The sequence below is a fragment of the Micromonospora psammae genome, assembly GCF_036902725.1.
GTDB lineage: Bacteria > Actinomycetota > Actinomycetes > Mycobacteriales > Micromonosporaceae > Micromonospora.
Genome location: NZ_JBAKHM010000006.1, coordinates 211251 through 229858, shown reverse-complemented (window position 1 = coordinate 229858; position 18608 = coordinate 211251). Strand labels below are relative to the sequence as shown.

The window sequence follows — 18608 nt, the reverse complement described above, 5'->3', positions numbered from 1 at the left end:
ATTGGCACTGGCTTATCTAGCACCCTGTTGAGTTCTCAAAGAACAACCACACACCGCCGAGAAACCCCACACCGTGGAGCCCCCGTCCGGGGCATTTCCGCTCTATTCGTGACCGCCGCTTCCCGCGCCGGGCACTTTTACTACGTTACCCGCCGGTCTCCGCCGTGTCAAACCGCTCAATCGCGACCCGCACCACATCAACCACAATTCCGGGCACCACAATTCCACCGGCTTCCGCCGCTGTCCTCATGGAATCGACAGGCCGGCCGTCCGCGGTCACCCGCGACACCGTCCGTTTCCCTGCCGGTCGACAACCTTACCCGGTCGGCTCCGCCTCACCAAATCCGCCTCACAGCGAATCCGGGGCACCACCCGGTCCAGACTCACATGGGATTCAACCCATCCGACCCTGGAGTCATTCCCGGCCCTCCGGCCTGCTCTCGCAGCCCTGAGAAACCTGCTCCAGGCTCACATGGGACTCAACCCATCCGACCCCGGAGACATTCCCACGCTCCACCAGCTTCGCAAAGCCTCGGGAGCGTCAGTCCAAGCTCGTACCGGATGACAACCCGTCCGACCCTGAACTCATTCCCGGCACCCCCGGCCTGCCTTCGCAAGCTCTGAGGAGCCCGGTCCCAAGCTCGTACCCGATGACAACCGAGCCGCGCCTCAGACCATTCCCGCGCTCCGGCCTCCCAAGCTTTCGCCTGTTTCGTCCGTTCCGCGCTGGCAGAGAGAAAGTTACGCGCCCCGCGAGTTGATCGTCAAATCCGCCGGGAGCGTCCCCCGTCACATCCCCGGCCCACCGCTGGCGCCGCTGCCCAAGCGCGCCACCCGAAGGCCCGGGAGAGGTCGGAAGGAAGGCGTCGTGCCCGTCGTCCGACTAACCGGCGGAAGGCACACCGGCGCGCGGCCAATGCCTCGTCCGCCGGGGGTCACCGCCACCGGCTCTGCCGCCCCCTCGGAAGGCGAGCCCCGAGAAAGCAGCACAGGAGAGGCTCGGAAGGACCAGCTCGGGTAAGCCCGGAAGGACCCCGCAGGCGCAGCCGGCGGGTTTTCGGCGACACCAGCGGCAGTGCCCGAGGGCTTGCACCTGTCCCCGTGCCTCCGTGGACGACCAGGTTCTTCACCGAGCTGAACGCGCGCAGTTGGCTGTCACGCCCACCGAGCAAGCCAGGCGCCACCAACTACCCGCTGCACCGTCAGCGCCAGGCCGACGCAGCACGTCACGACGTCAGACACGTGCACTGAGGAGCCGCGTGCAGGCGTGGCACACCGACCCGGAGGTACTACCCGACGGGCGTCGGTCGGCGCACCGGGAGCCGACGGGGCGTCGAGGTCCCACACCGTCCACTGCGGCGGGCCCACCCCCTTGCCTAGCCGCCTCAAGGGACGGCCGACCTGAGGCCGGCGTCACCGGGTCATCCCCGCCCGCTGGGCAGCCGGGCCTGCAGACAGCACCGACGTCCCGGATGCGGGAGTCGCCACCGGGACCCGTCGCGATCGCCGGGGCGGCTCTATTGCCCGCGGCCGGACGGCGGTAGCGTTGCGCCACACCATGGCCCGTGGACGATCGACCGCGTGGCGCTCGCACAGTACGGAGGGTGCTGCAATGTCCAACGGCGACGAGCCGTTCGCGCTGCGTGACGACGCGGCCGGGCGGCCGCATTTCGAGACCGGCCTGCGCGGCTACGACAAGCGGCAGGTGGACCGGTACGTCGAGCAGACCGGCAGTCGGCTCGCCTCGTTGACCGGCGAGTGCGCGCAGTCCGCCGGGCAGATCCAGGGCCTGACCGCGCACATCCAGCGGCTGCAGGCGGAGCTGACCGAGCTGCGCCAGCGTCCGGCGCAGGTGGAGCGGGCGTCGTTCCGCGACCTGGGGCCGATGGTCGACCAGATCCTGGCCCTGGCCGAGAAGCAGGCCGCGATGATCACCGATACGGCGACACAGCGGGCGGCCGGCCTGCAGGGCGAGGCGGAGAAGCTGCTGGCGGAGGCGCGGGAACGGACCGTCCAGGCGCTGCGCGACCTGGACGAGGAGCTGGCCGCCCGGCGCACCGAGCAGGAGAAGGCGTACGAGGAGCGGCGGGCCACGGTCGACAAGGAGCTGACCGAGATCCGCGAGCGGGCGGAGAGGCTGCGGGCCGAGGGCGAGGCGGCGCACGAGCGCGCCCAGCAGGAGGCGAAGCGAATCAGTGAGCAGACCGCCAAGCAGATCACGCAGACCCGGGCCGCGGCCGAGGCGCTGACCAAGGCGGCCCGTACCCAGATCCAGCAGGAGATCCAGGCGGCGCGGACGCAGAGCCAGCAGGAGCTGGCCCAGTGGCAGGCCAACGCCGAGAAGGAGATCGCCGAGCGGCGGGCCGCCGCCGAGCAGGAGCTGGCCGAGCACCGGGCGGCGGCCGAGCAGGAGCTCACCAACCAGCACAGCGCCGCCGAGCAGCAGATCCAGGCGCTGATCGCGGAGGCGCAGCAGTACGCGACCGAGGTGCGCCAGCGCGCGGACGAGCAGGTGGCCGGGCACCAGGAGCAGCTCGCCTCGGTGCAGCGGGAGATCGCCGAAGGCCAGCAGCTCCTGGCCCAGGTCAACGAGGAGTTGGCCACCGCACGCGACCAGCTCGCCGACATCCAGCAGGAAGGGGACACCGCCGAGCGGGACCTCGTCCAGACGCAGCGGCGGCTGGAGGAGGTTCGTCGCAACCTCACGGCCGAGACCAAGCGGCTGGACGAGGCGCGGCAGGCGGCGGATTCGGTGGAGCGGCACGCCAAGGACGTGCGGGTGCGGGTCCAGCGCGAGGCCAAGCGGGTGGCGGACCTGGCGGCGGCCGCGGTGATGGCGGCCGCGGCCGGTGGCGGGGAGACCGCCGAGTATCCGATGCTCGCCGTCCGGCCGGAGCGGCCGGCGGAGGAGACGCCGAAGCAGCCCGCCGCCGAGCGGCCCGCCCCGGAGCCCTTCGTCCCGGACCGGTCGGCCTCGGACCGGTCCGTCCGGGAGCAGTACGTGCCGGAGCAGTACGCCCCGGAGCGGCCCGCCCCCGAGCCGTACGTTCCGGCGGCGGCGCACCGTCCCGAGGCGGTGGCGAGCAGCTGACCGGACGGGTCGCTGACGCCCTCAGCGACCGGTAGGACCGGCTACGGCGAGGACGTTCTTGCCGCGGGCGTGGCCGCCCCACACGTGCAGCAGGGCGGCGGCCGCGTCGGCGAGCGGCCAGGTGCGGTCGAGGACGGGTCGCAGCCGACCGGCGTCGACCAGCGCGGCCAGCGCCGCCAGGTTCTCGCTGCTCTCCCTGGCCACCAGCGGGACCAGCCGCTGACCGACCAGCGGGGAGAGCAGCAGCGCGCGGAGCTGCCGGTCGAAACCCTGGAGCCATCGTCCGGTGGCGGCCTCGCCGCCGACCAGCACGAGCGTTCCCTTCCGGGTGAGGGCGCGGCGTAGCGACGACAGCGGGCGGTTGCCGGCGGTGTCGACGATGACGTCGTAGCGGATCCCCCGGTCGGTGATCTCCTCGCGGGTGTGGTCGACCACCTCGTCCGCGCCGATCGACCGGACCAGGTCGAGTTTGGTGGGGCCGCAGACGCCGGTGACGTGGGCGCCGGCCGCGGCGGCGAGCTGCACGGCGAAGCAGCCGACGCCGCCGCCGGCGCCGATGACGAGGACGCGCTGGCCGGGACGTACCTTGGCGGCGTCGCGGACGGCGGTGAGCGCGGTCTGCCCGGAGACCGGCACCGCGGCGGCCTCCTCGAAGGTCAGCGCGGCGGGTTTCGGGGCGAGCTTCCCTTCGGGGGCGAGGGCGTACTCGGCGTAGCTGCCGGTGCCGGTGCCGAAGACCTCGTCGCCGAGGGCGAAGCGGGTGACGTCCCGGCCGACCGCCTCGACCACGCCGGCGAGGTCCATGCCGGGGATGCGGTGGCGCGGGCGGCGCAAACCGTATCCGAGGCGGACCGGGTAGGGCAGCCCGGTGGTCAGGTGCCACACCCCCGGATCGACGCCGGCTGCCCGTACCCGGACCAGCACGTCGGTGTCGCCGACGGTGGGAACGTCGACGTCGCGCAGTTCGAGCACCTGGGGTGGGCCGTAGCCGTCCTGGGCGATCGCTTTCATGATTCCTCCTGGGGGTAGTGGAAGACCTCGGTGAGCGGTACGCCGAAGACCGTGGCGATCTGGAAGGCCATCTCCAGCGATGGCGAGTAGCGGCCCTGCTCGATGGCGATGACGGTCTGCCGGGTCACGCCCACCCGCCGGGCCAGCTCGGCCTGGGTCATGTCGTCGTGCGCGGCGCGCAGGGCGCGGATGCTGTTGGTGACCCGGGTCGGCTTCACCATGACTGGAAGCCCCGGCGGTAGGCGACGATCTTGGCGGTGGAGCCGACCACGGCGGAGAGCACGAAGCAGAGGTAGATGACGTTGGCGATCCAGAAGTGGTCCCAGCGGGCCAGGGCCATGGCGAGTGCGGCGACCCCGCCGACGACGACGAACGACTGGCCGATGTGGTCGCCGAGCCGGTGGATCTCCCGGTCCCGCTGGTCGGCCTGGTTGGCGCCCTCGGGCTGGACGATCGAGATGACGATGTGCAGGCCGATCGAGGTGAGGATGGCCGCGCCGATGGTCCAGAGCAGGGCGGCGACGTACGGGACGTCGACCAGGGCGACGCCGTCGGCGCGGCCGAGGATGACGGCGGCGTAGGTGGCGTAGGCGGCGACGGCGACCAGCGCCATGGTCCAGGCGCGTTTCTCCTCGAAGGCCACGGGCACTCCTCAGCGTGTAAAGAATTCTTGACACGCTGAAGGTAGGCCGGGGCGAGGCACCGTGTCAATAATTCTTTACACGTCAGGCGGGCGGCGGTCCGTCGCGCTACCCGTGGTCGTACACCGTGACGGCGACGTCCCGGTCGCAGAGGGCGCGGGTGATCAACGGCTCCACCCGGGGCCAGCTGCCGCCGGCGAGCCCGCACCCGATGCGCGGCATGTGCACCGACGCCCCCAGCGCCCGCGCCTCGTCGCCGAGGGTGGCCAGGCACCGCCCCAGGGCGTCGTAGCGGATGGGCGGGCCGCCGCTGCCCGTCCTGATCCCCCGCTGACCGATCATGTTCGCCACCCACAGGTCGTCGGCGACCCGCACCAGGCGGACCGCGCCGAGCCCGAAGTCGTTGCGCGCCCGGTGCCGGTGCCAGTCGCGGTAGTCCCGTTCCGGCTCCGGCCAGCGCCGGGAGACCGCCAGCACGAAGCCCTTGCCCCAGCCACCGAGGTCGTTGCAGACGTGCGCGATCACCTTCCGGCCCTTGGCCTGCGGGCTGGTCGCGTCGCCCTTGATGATCATCAGCGGGGTCATGCGGTCATGATGACCGTCGGGTACGACCATCCGACAGCCGATTACGGCCAGCCGTCAGCCGTCGGCCGTGATCTCGGTGAGCATCTGCCGCTGGAAGGCCCGGGCCTCGGCGCCGCTGGGCGGGGTGCCGCCGGCTCGGGCGGCGACGCAGCGGTGGATCAGCTCCGGCCGGTAGCCGGCGGCGGCGAGCCGGTGACCCGCGGCGACCTTGGAGAGCCACACCCCGTCCCGGACGCGCACCAGGGAGCGGCAGGCGCCCAGCACCGCGTCCTCGGCGCCGGGCGCGGGGGCGTCGTCGGCGGGCGTCGGCAGGTCGAGCCACCAGCGCAGGGCGGTGACGATCAGCCGCCGAAGCTCGTCCGGGGAGGGGTCGGCGAAGACCTCGGCGGCCGGGGCGCCGAGCAGGGCGTACCCGTGCTGGTGCAGGATGCTGCGGTCCAGGGCGTACCAGAACCGGCCGTCCTCGACGGCCCGCTCGCCGGCCGCCCAGGTCACCCGGAACGGCATCCGCGCCCCGGTGTTCAACTCCACCTCGAAGCCCGGCTCCGGGGTGCCCGAGCCGGCGACCGCGGCGGTGTAGACGACCAGTTCCAGGCCGCGCGCCGGGCACGGCAGCGCCTCGTGCCGCAGCCGGGCCACCAGGTCACGTTTGGTGTGCTCGGGCAGGGCGTGGGCGCAGACCAGGGCCACGTCCACGTCGCTGCGGCCGGACTGGTAGGCGTCCAGCGCCACCGAGCCGGCCGCGTACGCGCCGACGAGATCCTCACCGAGGACGTCCCGGGCGGCGGCGACCAGGTCGGCGAGATAGCGGCGTACGACAGGGTCCATGCCGCCATCCTGCCAAGCCCGAAACTCGGCCCGCGTCCCGGATGATCGCGAGGCACGGGCGCGGCACCGTCACCCCGTCCCGTGCCGGGCTCGACGACCTCCCCCGGGCGCGACCGGCTCGCCGCTCAACTCCGCGGCGCGGGGCAGCAGACCGTCAACGCCCCCGGCGCCACCCGGACCTTCATCCGGGTGGTCCGCGTCCGCGCGCCGCCGTCCAGTTCGTACGTCCTCGGCGCGGCGAAGCGGACCTTCACCCGGCGCCCCCGGGTGATCCGGACGAACGGCGAGTCCTCCGATCGGCCCGCGGCCATCCGGCCCAGGGTGCGCGCCCAGTCCACAGCGCCGCTGGCGGTGGAGACGCCGATCTCCAGGGCGCCGTCGTCGGGGCGGGCGTCGTCGAAGGCGGGTACGCCCCCGGTGATCGTGCCGACGTTGCCGAAGAGCACGCAGCTGGCCTCGCCGTCGAACCAGTCCGCGCCGTCGACCCGGATCCGGGTGTGCACCAGCTCACCTCGGACGTGGCGCAGGCCCGTCCAGAGGTACGCGACCCGGCCGAGCCGACCCTTGAGCTTGCGGTCGGCCTCCCGGATCAGGTCCCCGTCGAAACCGGCGCCGGCCATCACCGCGAAGTGTTCGCCGTTGAGCCGGCCGAGGTCGAGCTTGCGGCGGCGGCCGTGCAGGCCGATCCGCACCGCCTCGGCGAGGTCGGTGGGGATGCCGAGGTTGGCGGCGAAGAGGTTGGCGGTGCCGGCCGGCACGATGGCCATCGCCGCGTCCGCGCCGGCCATCGCGTCCGCGCAGCGCTGCACCATGCCGTCGCCGCCCCACACGAAGATCAGCGCGGCGCCCTTCTTCATCGCCTTACGGGCCTTCTTGGGCGCCTTGCGGCTCTTGGGCACCTCGTACCAGAGGAGGTGCTCGACCCCGGCGGCCACCAGCGTGGCGCGTAGCTGGTCGAGGCCGCCGTCCAGGGTCTTCTTCCGATGGGCGACGACCGCGACGGTGCCGGGCGGCGCGGCGCGGTCACGGTCGGGGCGGGCGACGGTGCTGCTGCTCATGAGCGGGGGTGTTACCCACCCGCCCATGGGTCCACGCACCGGGTGGCGGCCGCCCCCACACCGGCCGGTTCGCCGGTGCGGACAGCCGCTGGCGCACGGGCGGTCGGTCAGACAGACTTGAGGCCCGACACGGCAGGGACGGGGGCATGGGCGGTTCCACACAGGACGGCGCGGCCGAGGCGTTCGTACGGGAACTCACCCACTGGCGCCACCAGCGGGGACTGTCCAAGAAGGAACTCGCCGGGCGCACTGGCTTCGACCCGTCGTACGTCAGCCACATCGAGAACGGCCGGCACCAGCCCACGGAGGAGTTCGCCCGACGGGTCGAGGTGGTGCTCGACAGTGGCAACCGCATCTGGCAGCGCTTCGTGGCCTTCGCCGGCACCCGGGGCCAGGGCGGGCGGTTCGCCAGCCTCGGCCCGACCGCGGTGCCCCCACCCACCGGGTCGCACCTGGTGATCGACGACGAGACGGCGCAGCTCGCACTGCGCGACGGCGCGTACGAGTGCCGGTTCCGGCGCGTGCTGCACAGCGTCGGCACCGAGCCGATCACCCGGCACACCGTGCAGATCGACATCGACCGGTTCCCCGACGACCCGGCCCGCTCCACCGCGTTCCACGGCCGCCATCCGCTCACCCTCGACGAGGTCGGCTTCCGGGCCACGATCGGCGGCGAACCGATGCGGTGGCGGGTCACCCGGTCGCGGGACGCCTTTTTGAAGATCGTCCTGATGTTCGAGACCGGCGACGCCCCGGTGCCCCTCTATCCCGGCCAGCGCACCGTCGTCGACTACGGCTACCGGGTGCCGGTGTGGAAGTTCGGCGACTGGTTGCAGCGCGACATCCGGCTGCCCACCCGGCGCCTGGCCATCCGGCTGGAACTGCCCGCCGCGGCCGGACCCACGGTGTGGGGCAGCGAGACCTCCTTCACCTCCGAGAGCACCGCCGAGGTCACTCCCCGGCGGCGGGACCGCGCCGGCGCGGTGGCGTACGACTGGGAGGTGCCCCGGCCCCGGCTGCGGGCCCAGTACCGGGTGAACTGGCGCTTCGGGAACCCCTCCGCGATCGGGGCGGCGGAGGACGCCGCGCCGACGCCCGGCGGGCCGCCGGACGCAAGTTCCGCCCGGTGTGGCCGGACGGTGTCGTTTCCGACAGATCCGGCCGGTTGTCGATCCGGTCCATAGCGACGGAAGGGGCTCGACCGTTAGGCTCGAATGCTGAGTGGGGCAGCCGGGCCAGCGCCTCCACTCGATGCCGGGTTACGGATATTGGCTGGTGGTGGCACCGGAAAGCAGGCTGCAGTGACCCGAGACGGCGAGCCGGGGATCGAATTCGCCCACCGCGCGGACCACAAACGCGTGGCCTTCGAGGTGACCGGCGCGCCCGACGGGTTTCCCGTCTTCCTGATGCACGGCACACCCGGCAGCCGACGGGGCCCGAAGCCCCGCAGCATCGTGCTGTACCGGATGGGGGTGCGGCTCATCGCGTACGACCGCCCCGGGTACGGCGACTCCGAACGGTTCGAGGGGCGCGACGTCGCGGACGCCGCCCGGGACGTCGAGGCGATCGCCGACCAGCTGGGGCTGCGGCGGTTCGCGGTCGCCGGGCGGTCCGGCGGGGGCCCGCACGCCCTGGCCTGCGCCGCCGACGAGCGGCTACGCGGCCGGGTGACCCGGGTGGCGGTGCTGGTCAGCCTCGCCCCGTCGGACGCGATGACGCTGGACTGGTTCGCCGGCATGAACGCCGACAACACGCGCGGGTTCGGCTCCGGCAGACCGGACACCCAGTCGGTGGTCGAGGAGATCCGCCAGCGCGCCGAGCGGGCGATCGGGGACCCGCGCCTGCTGCTGGAGGACCTGATCACGCACATGGGGCCGCCGGACCGCCGGGCGATCAACGACGCGGCGCTGCGCCGGCTGATCACCGACACCTACGAGGAGGCGCTGCGCGCCGGGCCGTACGGGTGGATCGACGACGTCCTGGCGCTGCGGCGCAGCTGGAAGTTCGACCTCGGCGCGATCGACACGGCGGCCACGCCGGTACGCCTCTGGCACGGCGCGGAGGACACCTTCGCCCCGGCCAGCCACGGCCGCTGGCTCGCCGCGCAGATCCCGGGCGCCCAGATCGAGGTGCAGGCCGGCGCGGCGCACTTCGACGCGATGGGGCAGCTGCCCCGCATCCTGAGCTGGCTCACCGCCGCCGACGAGCCGGCCGGCCGGGACCTGCTCATCGGCGCGCGCCCCGGTCAGTAGGGGTGCGGGTCGAGCACCCGGCGGACGAAGCGCCCGTCGCGTAGCACGACGACGCTGGGGTGGTGCTGCCCGATCCGGTTGGCGAGCCGGTCGGCGATGCGCATCCGCCCGATGCTCACCACTCCCCCGGACGCCATCTGGTTGGCCAGCTCCAGGTTGCCCAGGCCGCGCAGGGTGTCGGGATGCTCGGGCCCGAGCACCTCGGCCAGCCGCGCCACCACCGCGCGCAGCCGCTCGTGCCCCTCCTCCGGGTCGCCGGCCAGGATGGTGAAGACGGCGATGTTGTTCGCCGCGCCCATGGTGAACGGGTGGGCGTCGCCCAGGACGTCGCGCAGCGACCCGGCGGTGGCGTCGGCCAGCGCCGCGGCGTCGCCGGTGTCACCGGCGTCCCACAACGCCACGGCCAGGTTGTTGCGCGAGACCAGCGTGTACGGGTGCTCCGCGCCGAACACGCGGACGAGCATCTGCTCCACCTCGGCCAGCTCCGCCCGGGCCCGGACGCCCTGCCCCTGCAGCATCAGGTTCGCGGTACGGCTGAGCCAGGCGAAGAGGGTGTCCGGGTTCTCCGGGCCGAGGCTGGCCCGCAGCCGCTCGTACGCGTCGTCAAGCAGCTGCGCGGCCCGGACCACCTCGCCGGTGCTGCGCAGCGACACGGCGAGGTTGGCCTGGGCGGTGAGCACGTCGCGGGACTGGTCGCCGAAGAGGTTGCGGTAACCGTCGACCACGTCGTGCAGCAGCGCCACCGAGCCCTCGTAGTCGCCGGTCTCGCGCAGGTCCCGGGCCAGGTTGTTGGCCGAGACCAGGGTGCGCGGGTGGTCGGGGCCGAGCACCACCCGCAGCCGGCGGTAGGTGTTCTCGTCACCGTCGAGGGCCTTGCCGAACAGGCCCATCAACCGGTACGACGCGGCAAGGTTGTTCGCCGAGTTCAGGGTGCGGCGGTGGTCCTCCCCGAACACCTCCACGGAGGCCGCGTAGGTCGTCAGGTCCCGCTGGAGCGCCTCGGCGTAGCGGCCCAGGGCGCGCAGGTCCGCGGCGTACCCGCCGGCGGTCATCAGGGTGTACGGGTGACTGTCCCCGATCAGCTCCTCCTGCTGGCGCAGGGTGTCCGCGTCGAGCTGGCGGGCCTGCTCGAACCGGCCCAGGCTGCGCAGCAGGTTGGCCCAGTTGAACCGCAGGTGCAGCAGCTGGACCCGCAGGGCGCGGTGCGCGGCGCCGTCGGCCGGGAGGTCGGCCAGCAGGGCCGACCAGATGGCGTCGGTCTGCCGCGCGTACTGCTCGCCCTGCTCGTAGCCGCCGTTGAGGTAGATGTAGCGGATCCGGTCGATGACCAGTTGCCGGACGTTGTCGTCCTGGCAGGAGATCGCGTCGGAGCCGTCCAGATGCGGCCAGAGGATCCGGAAGCGCTGCTGGTTGGCCGGGTCCTCCACCTCGCCGGGGGGTCGGGATCCGGCGAGGATCCGGTGCACGTCGTGCTTGGCCTCGGCCAGCTCACGCTCGGACATCCGGGCCCGCAGGGCCGCCTGGAGCAGCCGGTGCACCTGCACCCGCTGGGCGTGCGGGTCCAACTTGATCAGGGCCAGCTTGTTAATCCGCTGCACCAGCGCCGCGGCGATGTCGCGCTCGGACACCCGGTCGGCGACCCGCGCGGCCACCACCGGGTCGTGCGGCGCGATCACCCGGGCCACCTGGTCGCCGTAGAGCAGGTCGAGGGAGATCTCCGGGGCCAGCACCGAGGCTAGCTGGAGCAGCCGGTACGCGCCGGCGGAGCCCTCCCGCAGCCGTTGCAGGGAGAGGTCCCAGATGTCGGTGCTCAGGCCGGTGCGGCCGAGCCCGGCCAGGTAGTCGGCGACCGGGGTGCGGGTGTCGGCCAGCCAGGCGCCGGCCATCGCCACGAAGATCGGCATGTTCTCCACCGCGTCGGCGACCCGCTCGGCCTCGGCGACGCTCATCAGGTGCTCGCCGATGCGGGCCCGCAGGTGCGTCACGCTCTCCGCCCGCTGGAACGCCTCCACGTCCAGCGTCCGCGCGACGTCGGCCCAGTCGGGGTTGCGGGTAGTGACCAGGACGTGCCCGTTGCCCTGCGGCAGGAAGGGGCGCACGTGCTCGTACTGGTCGGCGTTGTCGAAGATGAGCAGCCAGTGCGGCGGCGGGCTGCCGTCGGGACGGCGCTCGGTGTGGCCGAGCCGCTGCCGGACGGCCCGGGTCGTCTCCGGGATGGTGGCCTGGGTCGGCAGGCCGAGCTCCTCGCTGAGCTCCACCATCGCCACGTCGACGAACTGCGGCGGGTCGGCCGGGATCCACCAGACGATGTCGTAGGCGCCGCGGAAGCGGTGCGCGTACTCGATGGCGAGCTGGGTCTTGCCGAGGCCGGGACCGCCGCGCAGCGCGACCGGGGTCCGCTCACCGCCCCCCGCCTTCAGCTCCTCGCGGAGCCGGCCCAGCAGCTCCTCCCGTCCGGTGAAGCGGGCGTTGCGGCCCGGCGGGTTGAACACCCCCGCGGTGACGCCCGGATAGCGGGCGACGCGCAGGCCCGGCCCGCCCTCCACGGCCGACCGCCCGACCAGCTTGAGCAGCTGCGCGGCGGCGTCCTCGGCGGTGAGCTCGTGCACCGACGCCCAGCTGCCGATCGGGACGTCCGGCGCCGGTGGGGTGTCGTCCACGTGCAGCGCCAGCCAGTCCGCTGCGCCCCGGCCTGGGTCCAGGCCGTGCCGGGCCCGCCGGGCGGCCAGCCAGGCCCGGGAGACCAGCCGCAGCTCCCGGGACGCCGTGCCGCCCGGCACGGGCGCCGCGCCAACCGCCGGCACGGTCACCACCCGCAGGTCGGCGGCGCTGAGCACGGACTGCACCCACTCCGCCCAGACCTGGTCCTCGGGTACGTGGCGCAGCACGATCAGCTCGTCGACGATCACCGGTTTGCGCTCGAAGCGCTGGACCGTCTGCCGGCGCAGCGCCTCGTCGACGCGGGGCAGGGCGGCGACCCGCCCGTTGGTGATGTGGCTGGTCAACGTCTCGTACGCGGAGAGCAGGCTGGTCCGGCTGCCCGGCTCGTCGCCGAACGTGGCCAGCGTCTCCTCGTAGGCGTAGTACGCCCGGTAGGGCACCTCGACGGTGAGCCAGTACTCCTGGCGCTCGGCGTCGGTCATGCCGCCCGGCAGGCCGGCGAACCGCTGCATGGCCAGCGCCCGACCGGCGTCCCGCTTGCTCTTCTCCCCCTCGTCGACCCGCATCGGCACCGGCAGGACCCGCCGCGCCCGCCGCCCCTCGTAGCCGCGGACCCGGGCGGCGACCGCCGCCGCGCCGTCGATGCCCTGGTCGCTGAGGGTGAAGCAGTCGACCAGGACGTCCGGCAGGTGGATGGTGCAGATCTCGGCGACGTCGCTGATCCCGGTGCGGCTGTCGATCAGGGTGTAGTCGTAGTGCCGCTTCATGTCCTCGCGCAGCGCGTCGAAGAACTGGGCGCCGCCGAGCCGGTTGTAGAAGTTGTCCCAGTTGAGCCCGGTGACGCTGGTGGCGTAGTCGGGGTTGTGCCGGCCGGCCAGCAGCAGGTCCAGACTGCCGCCGCCGGGGAACTCCCAGCTCACCGAGAAGGCGTACTTGTGCACCCGGGCGAACTCGCGGTGCCAGTCGCCGGGGCGCCGGACCGGATCCGTGCCCTCCTTGCGCCGCCGCGCGTTCTCCCACTCGTACTCCAGGATCAGGTCCATCACCCCGCCGGTGGAGGCGACCTGGTCGGGGTCGAGGAACGGCGCGTAGAACCGGTGCAGGCCGGGTGACTCCAGGTCCCAGTCGGCGACGAGCACCCGCTGGCCGTTCGCCGCCAGGATCCAGGCGGTGTTGGCCAGGGCCATGGTGCGGCCGGTGCCGCCCTTGTAGGAGTAGAAGGTGACGACCTGGCCGTCGCGCGGTGCCGTCATCGCTCGTCCTTCCCTCGCCGTACGTCGGATTCCCCGGTCTGTCGCAGGCTCGGTCTCGGGGTGGGTGGCCCCTCCGGCGGGTCGACGGGACCGTGCCGGAGGAACTGCTTGCGGGCCTCGGTCACCAGCAGCGGCGTGCAGCGTTCGAACTCGTCGATGCCGCGCACCGGCAGCACCCGGGGGAACCCGGCGTCCTGCAACGTACCGGCGATCGTCTCGGGGGTCTGCTCGCCGCGCTCGTGGTCGGCGGCGATCACCAGCGGGACGACCCACTGCGGCAGGCCGTGCAGGGCGGCCCGCGCGGCGGCCCCGCCGACGGCCGCGTCGACCAGCACCACCGTGGGGCTCTCCGGGACCCGGTCCCGGGCCCGGTCCAGCTCCACGACGGTGGTGGGCAGGCCGAGCCGCTCCGCCGTGGCGGCGACGTAGTCGGCGACCGTCAGCTCGTGCTGGTCGCCGTACGGGCGCCAGCGGGCGCCGTGCGGGGTGAGGGTGGCGACCACCAGCGCGGGGCCGCCGGCGTCGGTGACCGGGCTGCCGGTCAGGGGCGCGGCCCGGGACCGGGGCAGTGGTTCGGTCTCGGCCACGGTGACGATCCGCTCGGCCAGCGCGGTGAGGACGCTGCGGTACTGCCGCCGGTAGGCGCTCAGCTTGCACAGCGCGCGCAGCCCGTTCTCGGCGTAGTCGGCGCGGTCGCCGCCGTCGCGGACCAGCTCCAGGGCGGGGACCGTCTCCGACCGGTCGCTCCACGACGGCAGCGGCATCCAGAGCACCGGCAGGATGTGCCGGGCGGCCCGGGACGGCGACAACCGGCTGAGCCGGCTGCGGAACGAGTCCCGCTCCCCCACCGCCCAGGCGTTGCGGAAGTAGTTGGGCGAGTACAGCGGCACGAAGACGTGGGCGAGGCTGAGCGCCTCGGTCAGCGTCTGCTTCAGGTCCGCGCCGGGGTTGACCAGGCCGTCGAAGAACCCGACGTCCAGCTCGCCGGTCCGGCTCGCGCCGTCGCGTACCGCCGTGCCCAGGTCCTGGAAGAACCGGGTGACCCAGAAGTCGGTGTCCGGGCGGGCCGCCGCCGACAGCGGAACCGAGTGGGCGTAGCTGAGGAAGAAGTAGGTCTCCCGCCCGGCGACCGCGCTGGTCGAGGAAGCGTCAGCCCAGTTCATGCCCGGCCTCCTCGAAGCTGTCGCGCAGCTCGCGCACGTCGTCCGGGACCCGGGCGGCGACCCAGTGGGTCTGGTACGCCTTGGCGATGCGCTGCGCCAGGCGCCACACCACCGCGTCGTAGGCGTCCTTGCCGTTCTTGCCGAGGCTCAGCAGCCCGTAGATGCCCTCGTCGTGGTACTGCGGGGCGATCTCCGGGGGTAGCCGGGTGGGGCTGAACATCTGCCGCTGCGACACGACCGGAGGCACCCGCCGCCGCTCCACCACCGACCAGTTGACCGGGATCAGCGGCGTCTCCCCCGCCGACGCCTCCGCGCCCGGCCGCAGCAGGACCGGCCGCCGGGAGAACGCGTCCCACTCGCGGGCGCACCACTCGCTGCGCAGGTACTGCGGGGAGATCAACGGGATGAAGACCTGGCAGTGGCCGGCGGCGAAGGCCAGATCCTCCGTCCACAGTTGACCGCCGTCGAGCACCCGGTCCATGAAGCCGGCCGTCCGGCCCGGGCGCAGACCCAGCAGCTCGACGACGTGGTCGGAGAGGTCGACGAAGAGCTGGAAGACCTTGCTGTTGGTGTCCCGCGGGGGCGCGGCGATCCGGTTGCGGGTCCGGGCATAGCTGAGGAAGAACACGGGGGCGCTCTCGTCCACCCGGAACTCGTCCTCCGCCACCTACCGCTCCCGCCCGGCGCAGCCACCCTGGGCCGCCCACAGTATCGACATCCGCCAACCGCCGACTGCCCCGCTCACGGCCGCCGGTGCTCATCCATCCACCCACGGGCGAAGTCCACGGCCGGCCGCAGCCGGACCAGCCGGCCCACCGCCGCGCCCACTGGTCCGGTACGCACCGGCACCGATCCCTCCAGCGCGGCGCCGATCACCGCGAAGTCCGTGTCGTCCAGGTGCGGGGCCCGGAAGTCGCGCCGCAGCCGGCGACCGTCGACCCCGCGCACGTAGCAGCGGTAGGCCCGCTCCGGGGCGGGGCGGCGCAGCCGGTACTCGGCGAGGTGGAACGCGGTGCACACCGACCAGCCCACCCCGAGCAGGAGCACGACGGCGTCGGCCGCGTGCAGGGCGCCCAGCGGTGACCGCTCGCCCAGGTGGCAGTCGAGGTCGTGCACGGCGGTCACGGTGGTCGCGCCGGGGCCGACGGCGGCGAAGGACGCCTGCGGGTGGTGGCTGCGCCGCGCCGCGGGCTGACGGCGGACGTGCTCGGCGAAGGCGCCCGTGCCCTCCGCCGGGCTGTGCTCCGGGTCGAACGGGGTGATCGCCGCCTCCGCCGCCGCGACCTGGGCGGGGCTCATCCCGGCGGTGGCGGCCCGGAACGCCCGGGAGGTGACCGAGTTGCCCGGGGTCTGGGTGCCGACGACCACGGTGCCCTCCGGGCCGAGCACGTCGCGCAGCGCGGCCAGCAGGGTCGCGGGCCCGTGCCCGACCCGGGACAGGGCGCTGTGCACCAGCACCGTCGCCCCGGCGGGCAGCCCCAACCCGCGCAGCTGCGCCGCCAGCGTCTCCCGGCCCGCGGTCAGCTCCACCCGTCCACCGTCTCCCGCATCCGCCGGACGAAGCGGTCGCCGGTGGGGGTCAGCGCGCCGAGGCCGAGCAGGGCCTCGAGCGCCCCGACGGTCCAGTCCCGGTAGCGGCGGTGGTGGGCGGCGGCGGCCGGGCCGGGTCGGGTGCGCCACACATCGGCGACCGCCAGGTGGGCGTATACGCCGTGCAGGGCGCCCTCGACGGGACGGGGGTCGTCGCGCCACGGCACGGTCAGCGTCCGGGGGTCGGTCCGGTCGAAGAGGTCGGCGACGTCCAGCACCGCGTCCAGCTTGAGGTGCTGCACCTCGTGGACGAGCAGCACCGCTAGGGCGGCGTCGTCGGGGGTCGGCGTGACGGCCACCGCGCCGAAGGCGGCCCCGGCGGCGGCGCTGCGCTGCCGGCCCGTCGGGTCCGGACGCAGCGGCACCACGGCCCGCAGCAGCGCGCGCAGGCCGGGGGCGTACCCCGCCGACTCGGCGCCGACCCGGTGGACCGCCCGCTCCAGCCGCCGCGTCCACCGCTCGGCGGTCACCCGGTCCAGCCGGGGCGCGACCGGCAGCCCGTAGCAGTCCCGGTACGGGTCGGTGTCCTCCAGCAGCAGGTGGTGCCCGCCGAGGGGCAGCCGGCGTACCGGCCGCCAACCGGGCGGGTCGGCGGCGTCGCCGGGTCGCACGGCGACGCGCTGCCGCCCGGCGCGCACCGCGAAGCCATCGGCGGTGACGGAGATCGACCCGTCGCCGTCGACGGTGTCGAGGGCGACGGCGCCGAGGGTCGGCAGGTTGACCAGGCCGTCGCGGACGGGCACGACGAGTTCGGCCTCGACGCCGGCGTGCACCGCGGCGGCGGCGGCCACGCAGCCGAGGTACGCCAGGTCGACCTCGGCGGCGTCGCGGCAGGAGCGCGCCCACCGGCGGACGAAGGGATGGGCGAGGACCGTCCGCACGGCGTCGGGCGCGGTGACGTCGAGGGCGGCCAGCAGCTCCCAGCCCGGCGCGGCGACCGGGTCGACGGCCGCCTCGGGGCTGAGCGCGACCAGCAGCGCGCGGACCATCGCCTGGTGGACGGCGACCAGCTGGCGCACCGAGTCGTCGCTGCCGTAACCGGTGCCGAGGTCGTCGAGGACCGCCGGGCCCAGCGCGTCCGCCGGCGGGTCGGGTGGCTCGGCTGCCGGCACGCTCACCGCGTCGATCAGCTCGCGCAGGTCGGCGCAGTAGACGGAGGGGTTGTCGAAGCCGTTGCCGGAGCGGTACCGGTGGGCGAAGAGCCCGCCGCCGCACCGGTGGACCACCGGGCAGGCGCGGCACGTCGCGCAGAGCCCCGCCAGGCCGATCTGCCGGACGGCGATCATCGGGTGCGCCGCCGCGTCGTCCACCCGGTGGCGGAAGACGTCCAGCCCGGTGGCCGCCGCGCCGTCGAAGGCCGACTTGAGGGAGTCGACCTGTTCGAAGGTGCCGTCGGTCTCGACGACGACCAGGTCGGCCGGGCCGAGCCCGACCGCCTCCGTCCGGCTGGCGCCCCCGGCGGCGGTGGCGAGCAGGGACTCCAGCAGCCGGATCGGCACCGGCCGCCCGTCGGCCAGCCAGCGCCGGTGCACCGCCAGCAGCCAGTCGGCGTACGGGGTGGCGGTGCCGTCACCCCGCTCGGGTGGGCGGTCCCAGTTGGCGTGCGGCAGCAGGAAGTCGACGTGCGGGGGCTGCTCGGCCAGCACCGCCTCGTAGACCCGGACCGGATCGTTGGCGAGGTCGACGGTGCAGAGGATGCCGGCGTAGCTGGGGCGGTATGCCGGGCGGCGCAGCAGGGCCAGCGCGCGGCGCACCGCGGCGTGGCTGCTGGCCCCGTTGGCGTGGCGGCGGTGCCGGTCGTTGGCGGCCAGGTCGCCGTCGAAGGAGATGCCCACCTTGACGTCGTGGGCGACCAGCACGTCGGCGATCGCCGGGGTGAGCAGCACACCGTTGGACTGCATGCGCAGGTCGAGCCGGGCCACCGGCTCGATCCGCCGGCGCAGCTCGGCGGCGGTCGCGTCGAGTCGGTCGGCGCCGGCGAGCAGCGGTTCACCGCCGTGCAGGACGACCCGGACGGCGCCGAGCCGGTGCGCCGCCGCGTGCTCGGCGATGCGCCGCGCGGTGGCGGAGACCGTCGAGGGGGCCATGACGTGCGGTTGCCGCCGCCAGGACTGGTCCGGGTGCTGGTAGACGTAGCAGTGGTCGCAGGCGAGGTCGCAGCGGCTGGTCAGCTTCAGCACGTACTGACTCAGCGGGGCGACCCGACCGGCCCGGTCGCGACCCGGCGTGCCAGGCTCAGATCGAAGAAGAGAAGGCGGCGACATCGACACGGGCCGGCTGGTCCGCCCGGCGGTCGGCGACCCGGACCACGGCCCGGGCCCGGTCGAGCGGGATCTGGCCGAGCGGTGTGTGCCGCAGGTCGTCCAGCGGCGGCGGGGTCGGGCCCGGCTGGCGAGCGATGAGATCCACGGAGGCTCCCCCATTTGAGTCGAAGGTGGACGGACCTCCACCCATGGCGACGGTCAGTGAGCACTA

The 18608-nt window shown here is 73.8% G+C and carries 15 protein-coding genes; 3 read left to right on the top strand and 12 right to left on the bottom strand.

Annotation, left to right across the window (positions count from 1 at the left end; all coding sequences use genetic code 11):
* The first annotated feature begins 1612 nt into the window (after positions 1-1612).
* Positions 1613-3091 carry a DivIVA domain-containing protein gene (locus tag V6U79_RS12200; protein ID WP_334614715.1) on the top strand — a complete coding sequence of 493 codons (1479 nt, stop codon included), beginning with the start codon at positions 1613-1615 and terminating at the stop codon, positions 3089-3091.
* Between the two features lie 21 nt (positions 3092-3112).
* Here V6U79_RS12200 and V6U79_RS12195 read toward each other — a convergent pair whose 3' ends face one another.
* The 6 genes from V6U79_RS12195 to V6U79_RS12170 all read right to left on the bottom strand — a co-directional run bounded on the left by V6U79_RS12195 (position 3113) and on the right by V6U79_RS12170 (position 7214).
* A complete protein-coding gene (locus tag V6U79_RS12195; RefSeq protein WP_334614714.1) occupies positions 3113-4102 on the bottom strand; it encodes an NAD(P)-dependent alcohol dehydrogenase in 990 nt (329 codons plus the stop codon).
* Positions 4099-4323 (bottom strand): helix-turn-helix transcriptional regulator, encoded by a 225-nt coding sequence (locus V6U79_RS12190; RefSeq protein WP_334614713.1) that lies wholly within the window; start codon positions 4321-4323, stop codon positions 4099-4101. Before V6U79_RS12190 ends, V6U79_RS12195 begins: the two co-directional genes overlap by 4 nt.
* Complete coding sequence (locus tag V6U79_RS12185; RefSeq protein WP_334614712.1) at positions 4317-4745, bottom strand: hypothetical protein; 429 nt, start codon at positions 4743-4745, stop codon at positions 4317-4319. The genes V6U79_RS12190 and V6U79_RS12185 overlap by 7 nt, the downstream gene beginning before the upstream one ends.
* 106 nt (positions 4746-4851) lie before the next feature.
* Positions 4852-5328, bottom strand: coding sequence for a macro domain-containing protein (locus tag V6U79_RS12180; protein WP_334614711.1), 477 nt, complete (start codon positions 5326-5328; stop codon positions 4852-4854).
* Positions 5329-5382: 54 nt separating this feature from the next.
* Complete coding sequence (locus tag V6U79_RS12175; protein WP_334614710.1) at positions 5383-6156, bottom strand: nucleotidyltransferase domain-containing protein; 774 nt, start codon at positions 6154-6156, stop codon at positions 5383-5385.
* Between the two features lie 125 nt (positions 6157-6281).
* Positions 6282-7214: a diacylglycerol/lipid kinase family protein gene (locus V6U79_RS12170; RefSeq protein ID WP_334614709.1), complete on the bottom strand. Its 933-nt coding sequence runs from the start codon at positions 7212-7214 to the stop codon at positions 6282-6284.
* 146 nt (positions 7215-7360) lie between these two features.
* Here V6U79_RS12170 and V6U79_RS12165 point away from each other — a divergent pair, with 146 nt between their 5' ends.
* Together V6U79_RS12165 and V6U79_RS12160 are read left to right on the top strand one after the other, a co-directional pair.
* Positions 7361-8398: a helix-turn-helix domain-containing protein gene (locus tag V6U79_RS12165; protein ID WP_334614708.1), complete on the top strand. Its 1038-nt coding sequence runs from the start codon at positions 7361-7363 to the stop codon at positions 8396-8398.
* Between the two features lie 117 nt (positions 8399-8515).
* Complete coding sequence (locus V6U79_RS12160) at positions 8516-9466, top strand: alpha/beta fold hydrolase (RefSeq protein ID WP_334530878.1); 951 nt, start codon at positions 8516-8518, stop codon at positions 9464-9466.
* On the opposite strand, the gene fxsT is transcribed toward V6U79_RS12160, so the two are convergent.
* From fxsT to V6U79_RS12130, 6 genes are all read right to left on the bottom strand, one after another.
* Entirely contained in the window at positions 9460-13380 is a 3921-nt protein-coding gene (gene fxsT / locus V6U79_RS12155; RefSeq protein ID WP_334614707.1) for an FxSxx-COOH system tetratricopeptide repeat protein, read from the bottom strand. The two genes, V6U79_RS12160 and fxsT, sit on opposite strands and share 7 nt — an antisense overlap.
* Positions 13377-14543 carry a TIR-like protein FxsC gene (locus V6U79_RS12150; protein ID WP_334614706.1) on the bottom strand — a complete coding sequence of 389 codons (1167 nt, stop codon included), beginning with the start codon at positions 14541-14543 and terminating at the stop codon, positions 13377-13379. Before V6U79_RS12150 ends, fxsT begins: the two co-directional genes overlap by 4 nt.
* Complete coding sequence (locus V6U79_RS12145; protein WP_334614705.1) at positions 14530-15210, bottom strand: TIR-like protein FxsC; 681 nt, start codon at positions 15208-15210, stop codon at positions 14530-14532. The genes V6U79_RS12150 and V6U79_RS12145 overlap by 14 nt, the downstream gene beginning before the upstream one ends.
* Before the next feature lie 74 nt (positions 15211-15284).
* On the bottom strand, positions 15285-16067 hold the full coding sequence (locus V6U79_RS12140; protein ID WP_334614723.1) for an AAC(3) family N-acetyltransferase: 783 nt from the start codon (positions 16065-16067) through the stop codon (positions 15285-15287).
* The gene (locus tag V6U79_RS12135) at positions 16064-18397 is read right to left on the bottom strand and encodes an FxsB family cyclophane-forming radical SAM/SPASM peptide maturase (RefSeq protein WP_334614722.1); all 2334 of its coding nucleotides are present in this window, start codon (positions 18395-18397) and stop codon (positions 16064-16066) included. Before V6U79_RS12135 ends, V6U79_RS12140 begins: the two co-directional genes overlap by 4 nt.
* A complete protein-coding gene (locus V6U79_RS12130) occupies positions 18369-18542 on the bottom strand; it encodes an FXSXX-COOH protein (protein ID WP_334530892.1) in 174 nt (57 codons plus the stop codon). Before V6U79_RS12130 ends, V6U79_RS12135 begins: the two co-directional genes overlap by 29 nt.
* Positions 18543-18608 lie beyond the last annotated feature (66 nt).

Coding starts and splice junctions, on each gene's coding strand:
- V6U79_RS12200 (WP_334614715.1), top strand. CDS start 1,613: ATGTCCAACGGCGACGAGCCGTTCGCGCTGCGTGACGACGCGGCCGGG.
- V6U79_RS12195 (WP_334614714.1), bottom strand. CDS start 4,102: ATGAAAGCGATCGCCCAGGACGGCTACGGCCCACCCCAGGTGCTCGAA.
- V6U79_RS12190 (WP_334614713.1), bottom strand. CDS start 4,323: ATGGTGAAGCCGACCCGGGTCACCAACAGCATCCGCGCCCTGCGCGCC.
- V6U79_RS12180 (WP_334614711.1), bottom strand. CDS start 5,328: ATGACCCCGCTGATGATCATCAAGGGCGACGCGACCAGCCCGCAGGCC.
- V6U79_RS12175 (WP_334614710.1), bottom strand. CDS start 6,156: ATGGACCCTGTCGTACGCCGCTATCTCGCCGACCTGGTCGCCGCCGCC.
- V6U79_RS12170 (WP_334614709.1), bottom strand. CDS start 7,214: ATGAGCAGCAGCACCGTCGCCCGCCCCGACCGTGACCGCGCCGCGCCG.
- V6U79_RS12165 (WP_334614708.1), top strand. CDS start 7,361: ATGGGCGGTTCCACACAGGACGGCGCGGCCGAGGCGTTCGTACGGGAA.
- fxsT (WP_334614707.1), bottom strand. CDS start 13,380: ATGACGGCACCGCGCGACGGCCAGGTCGTCACCTTCTACTCCTACAAG.
- V6U79_RS12150 (WP_334614706.1), bottom strand. CDS start 14,543: ATGAACTGGGCTGACGCTTCCTCGACCAGCGCGGTCGCCGGGCGGGAG.
- V6U79_RS12135 (WP_334614722.1), bottom strand. CDS start 18,397: ATGTCGCCGCCTTCTCTTCTTCGATCTGAGCCTGGCACGCCGGGTCGC.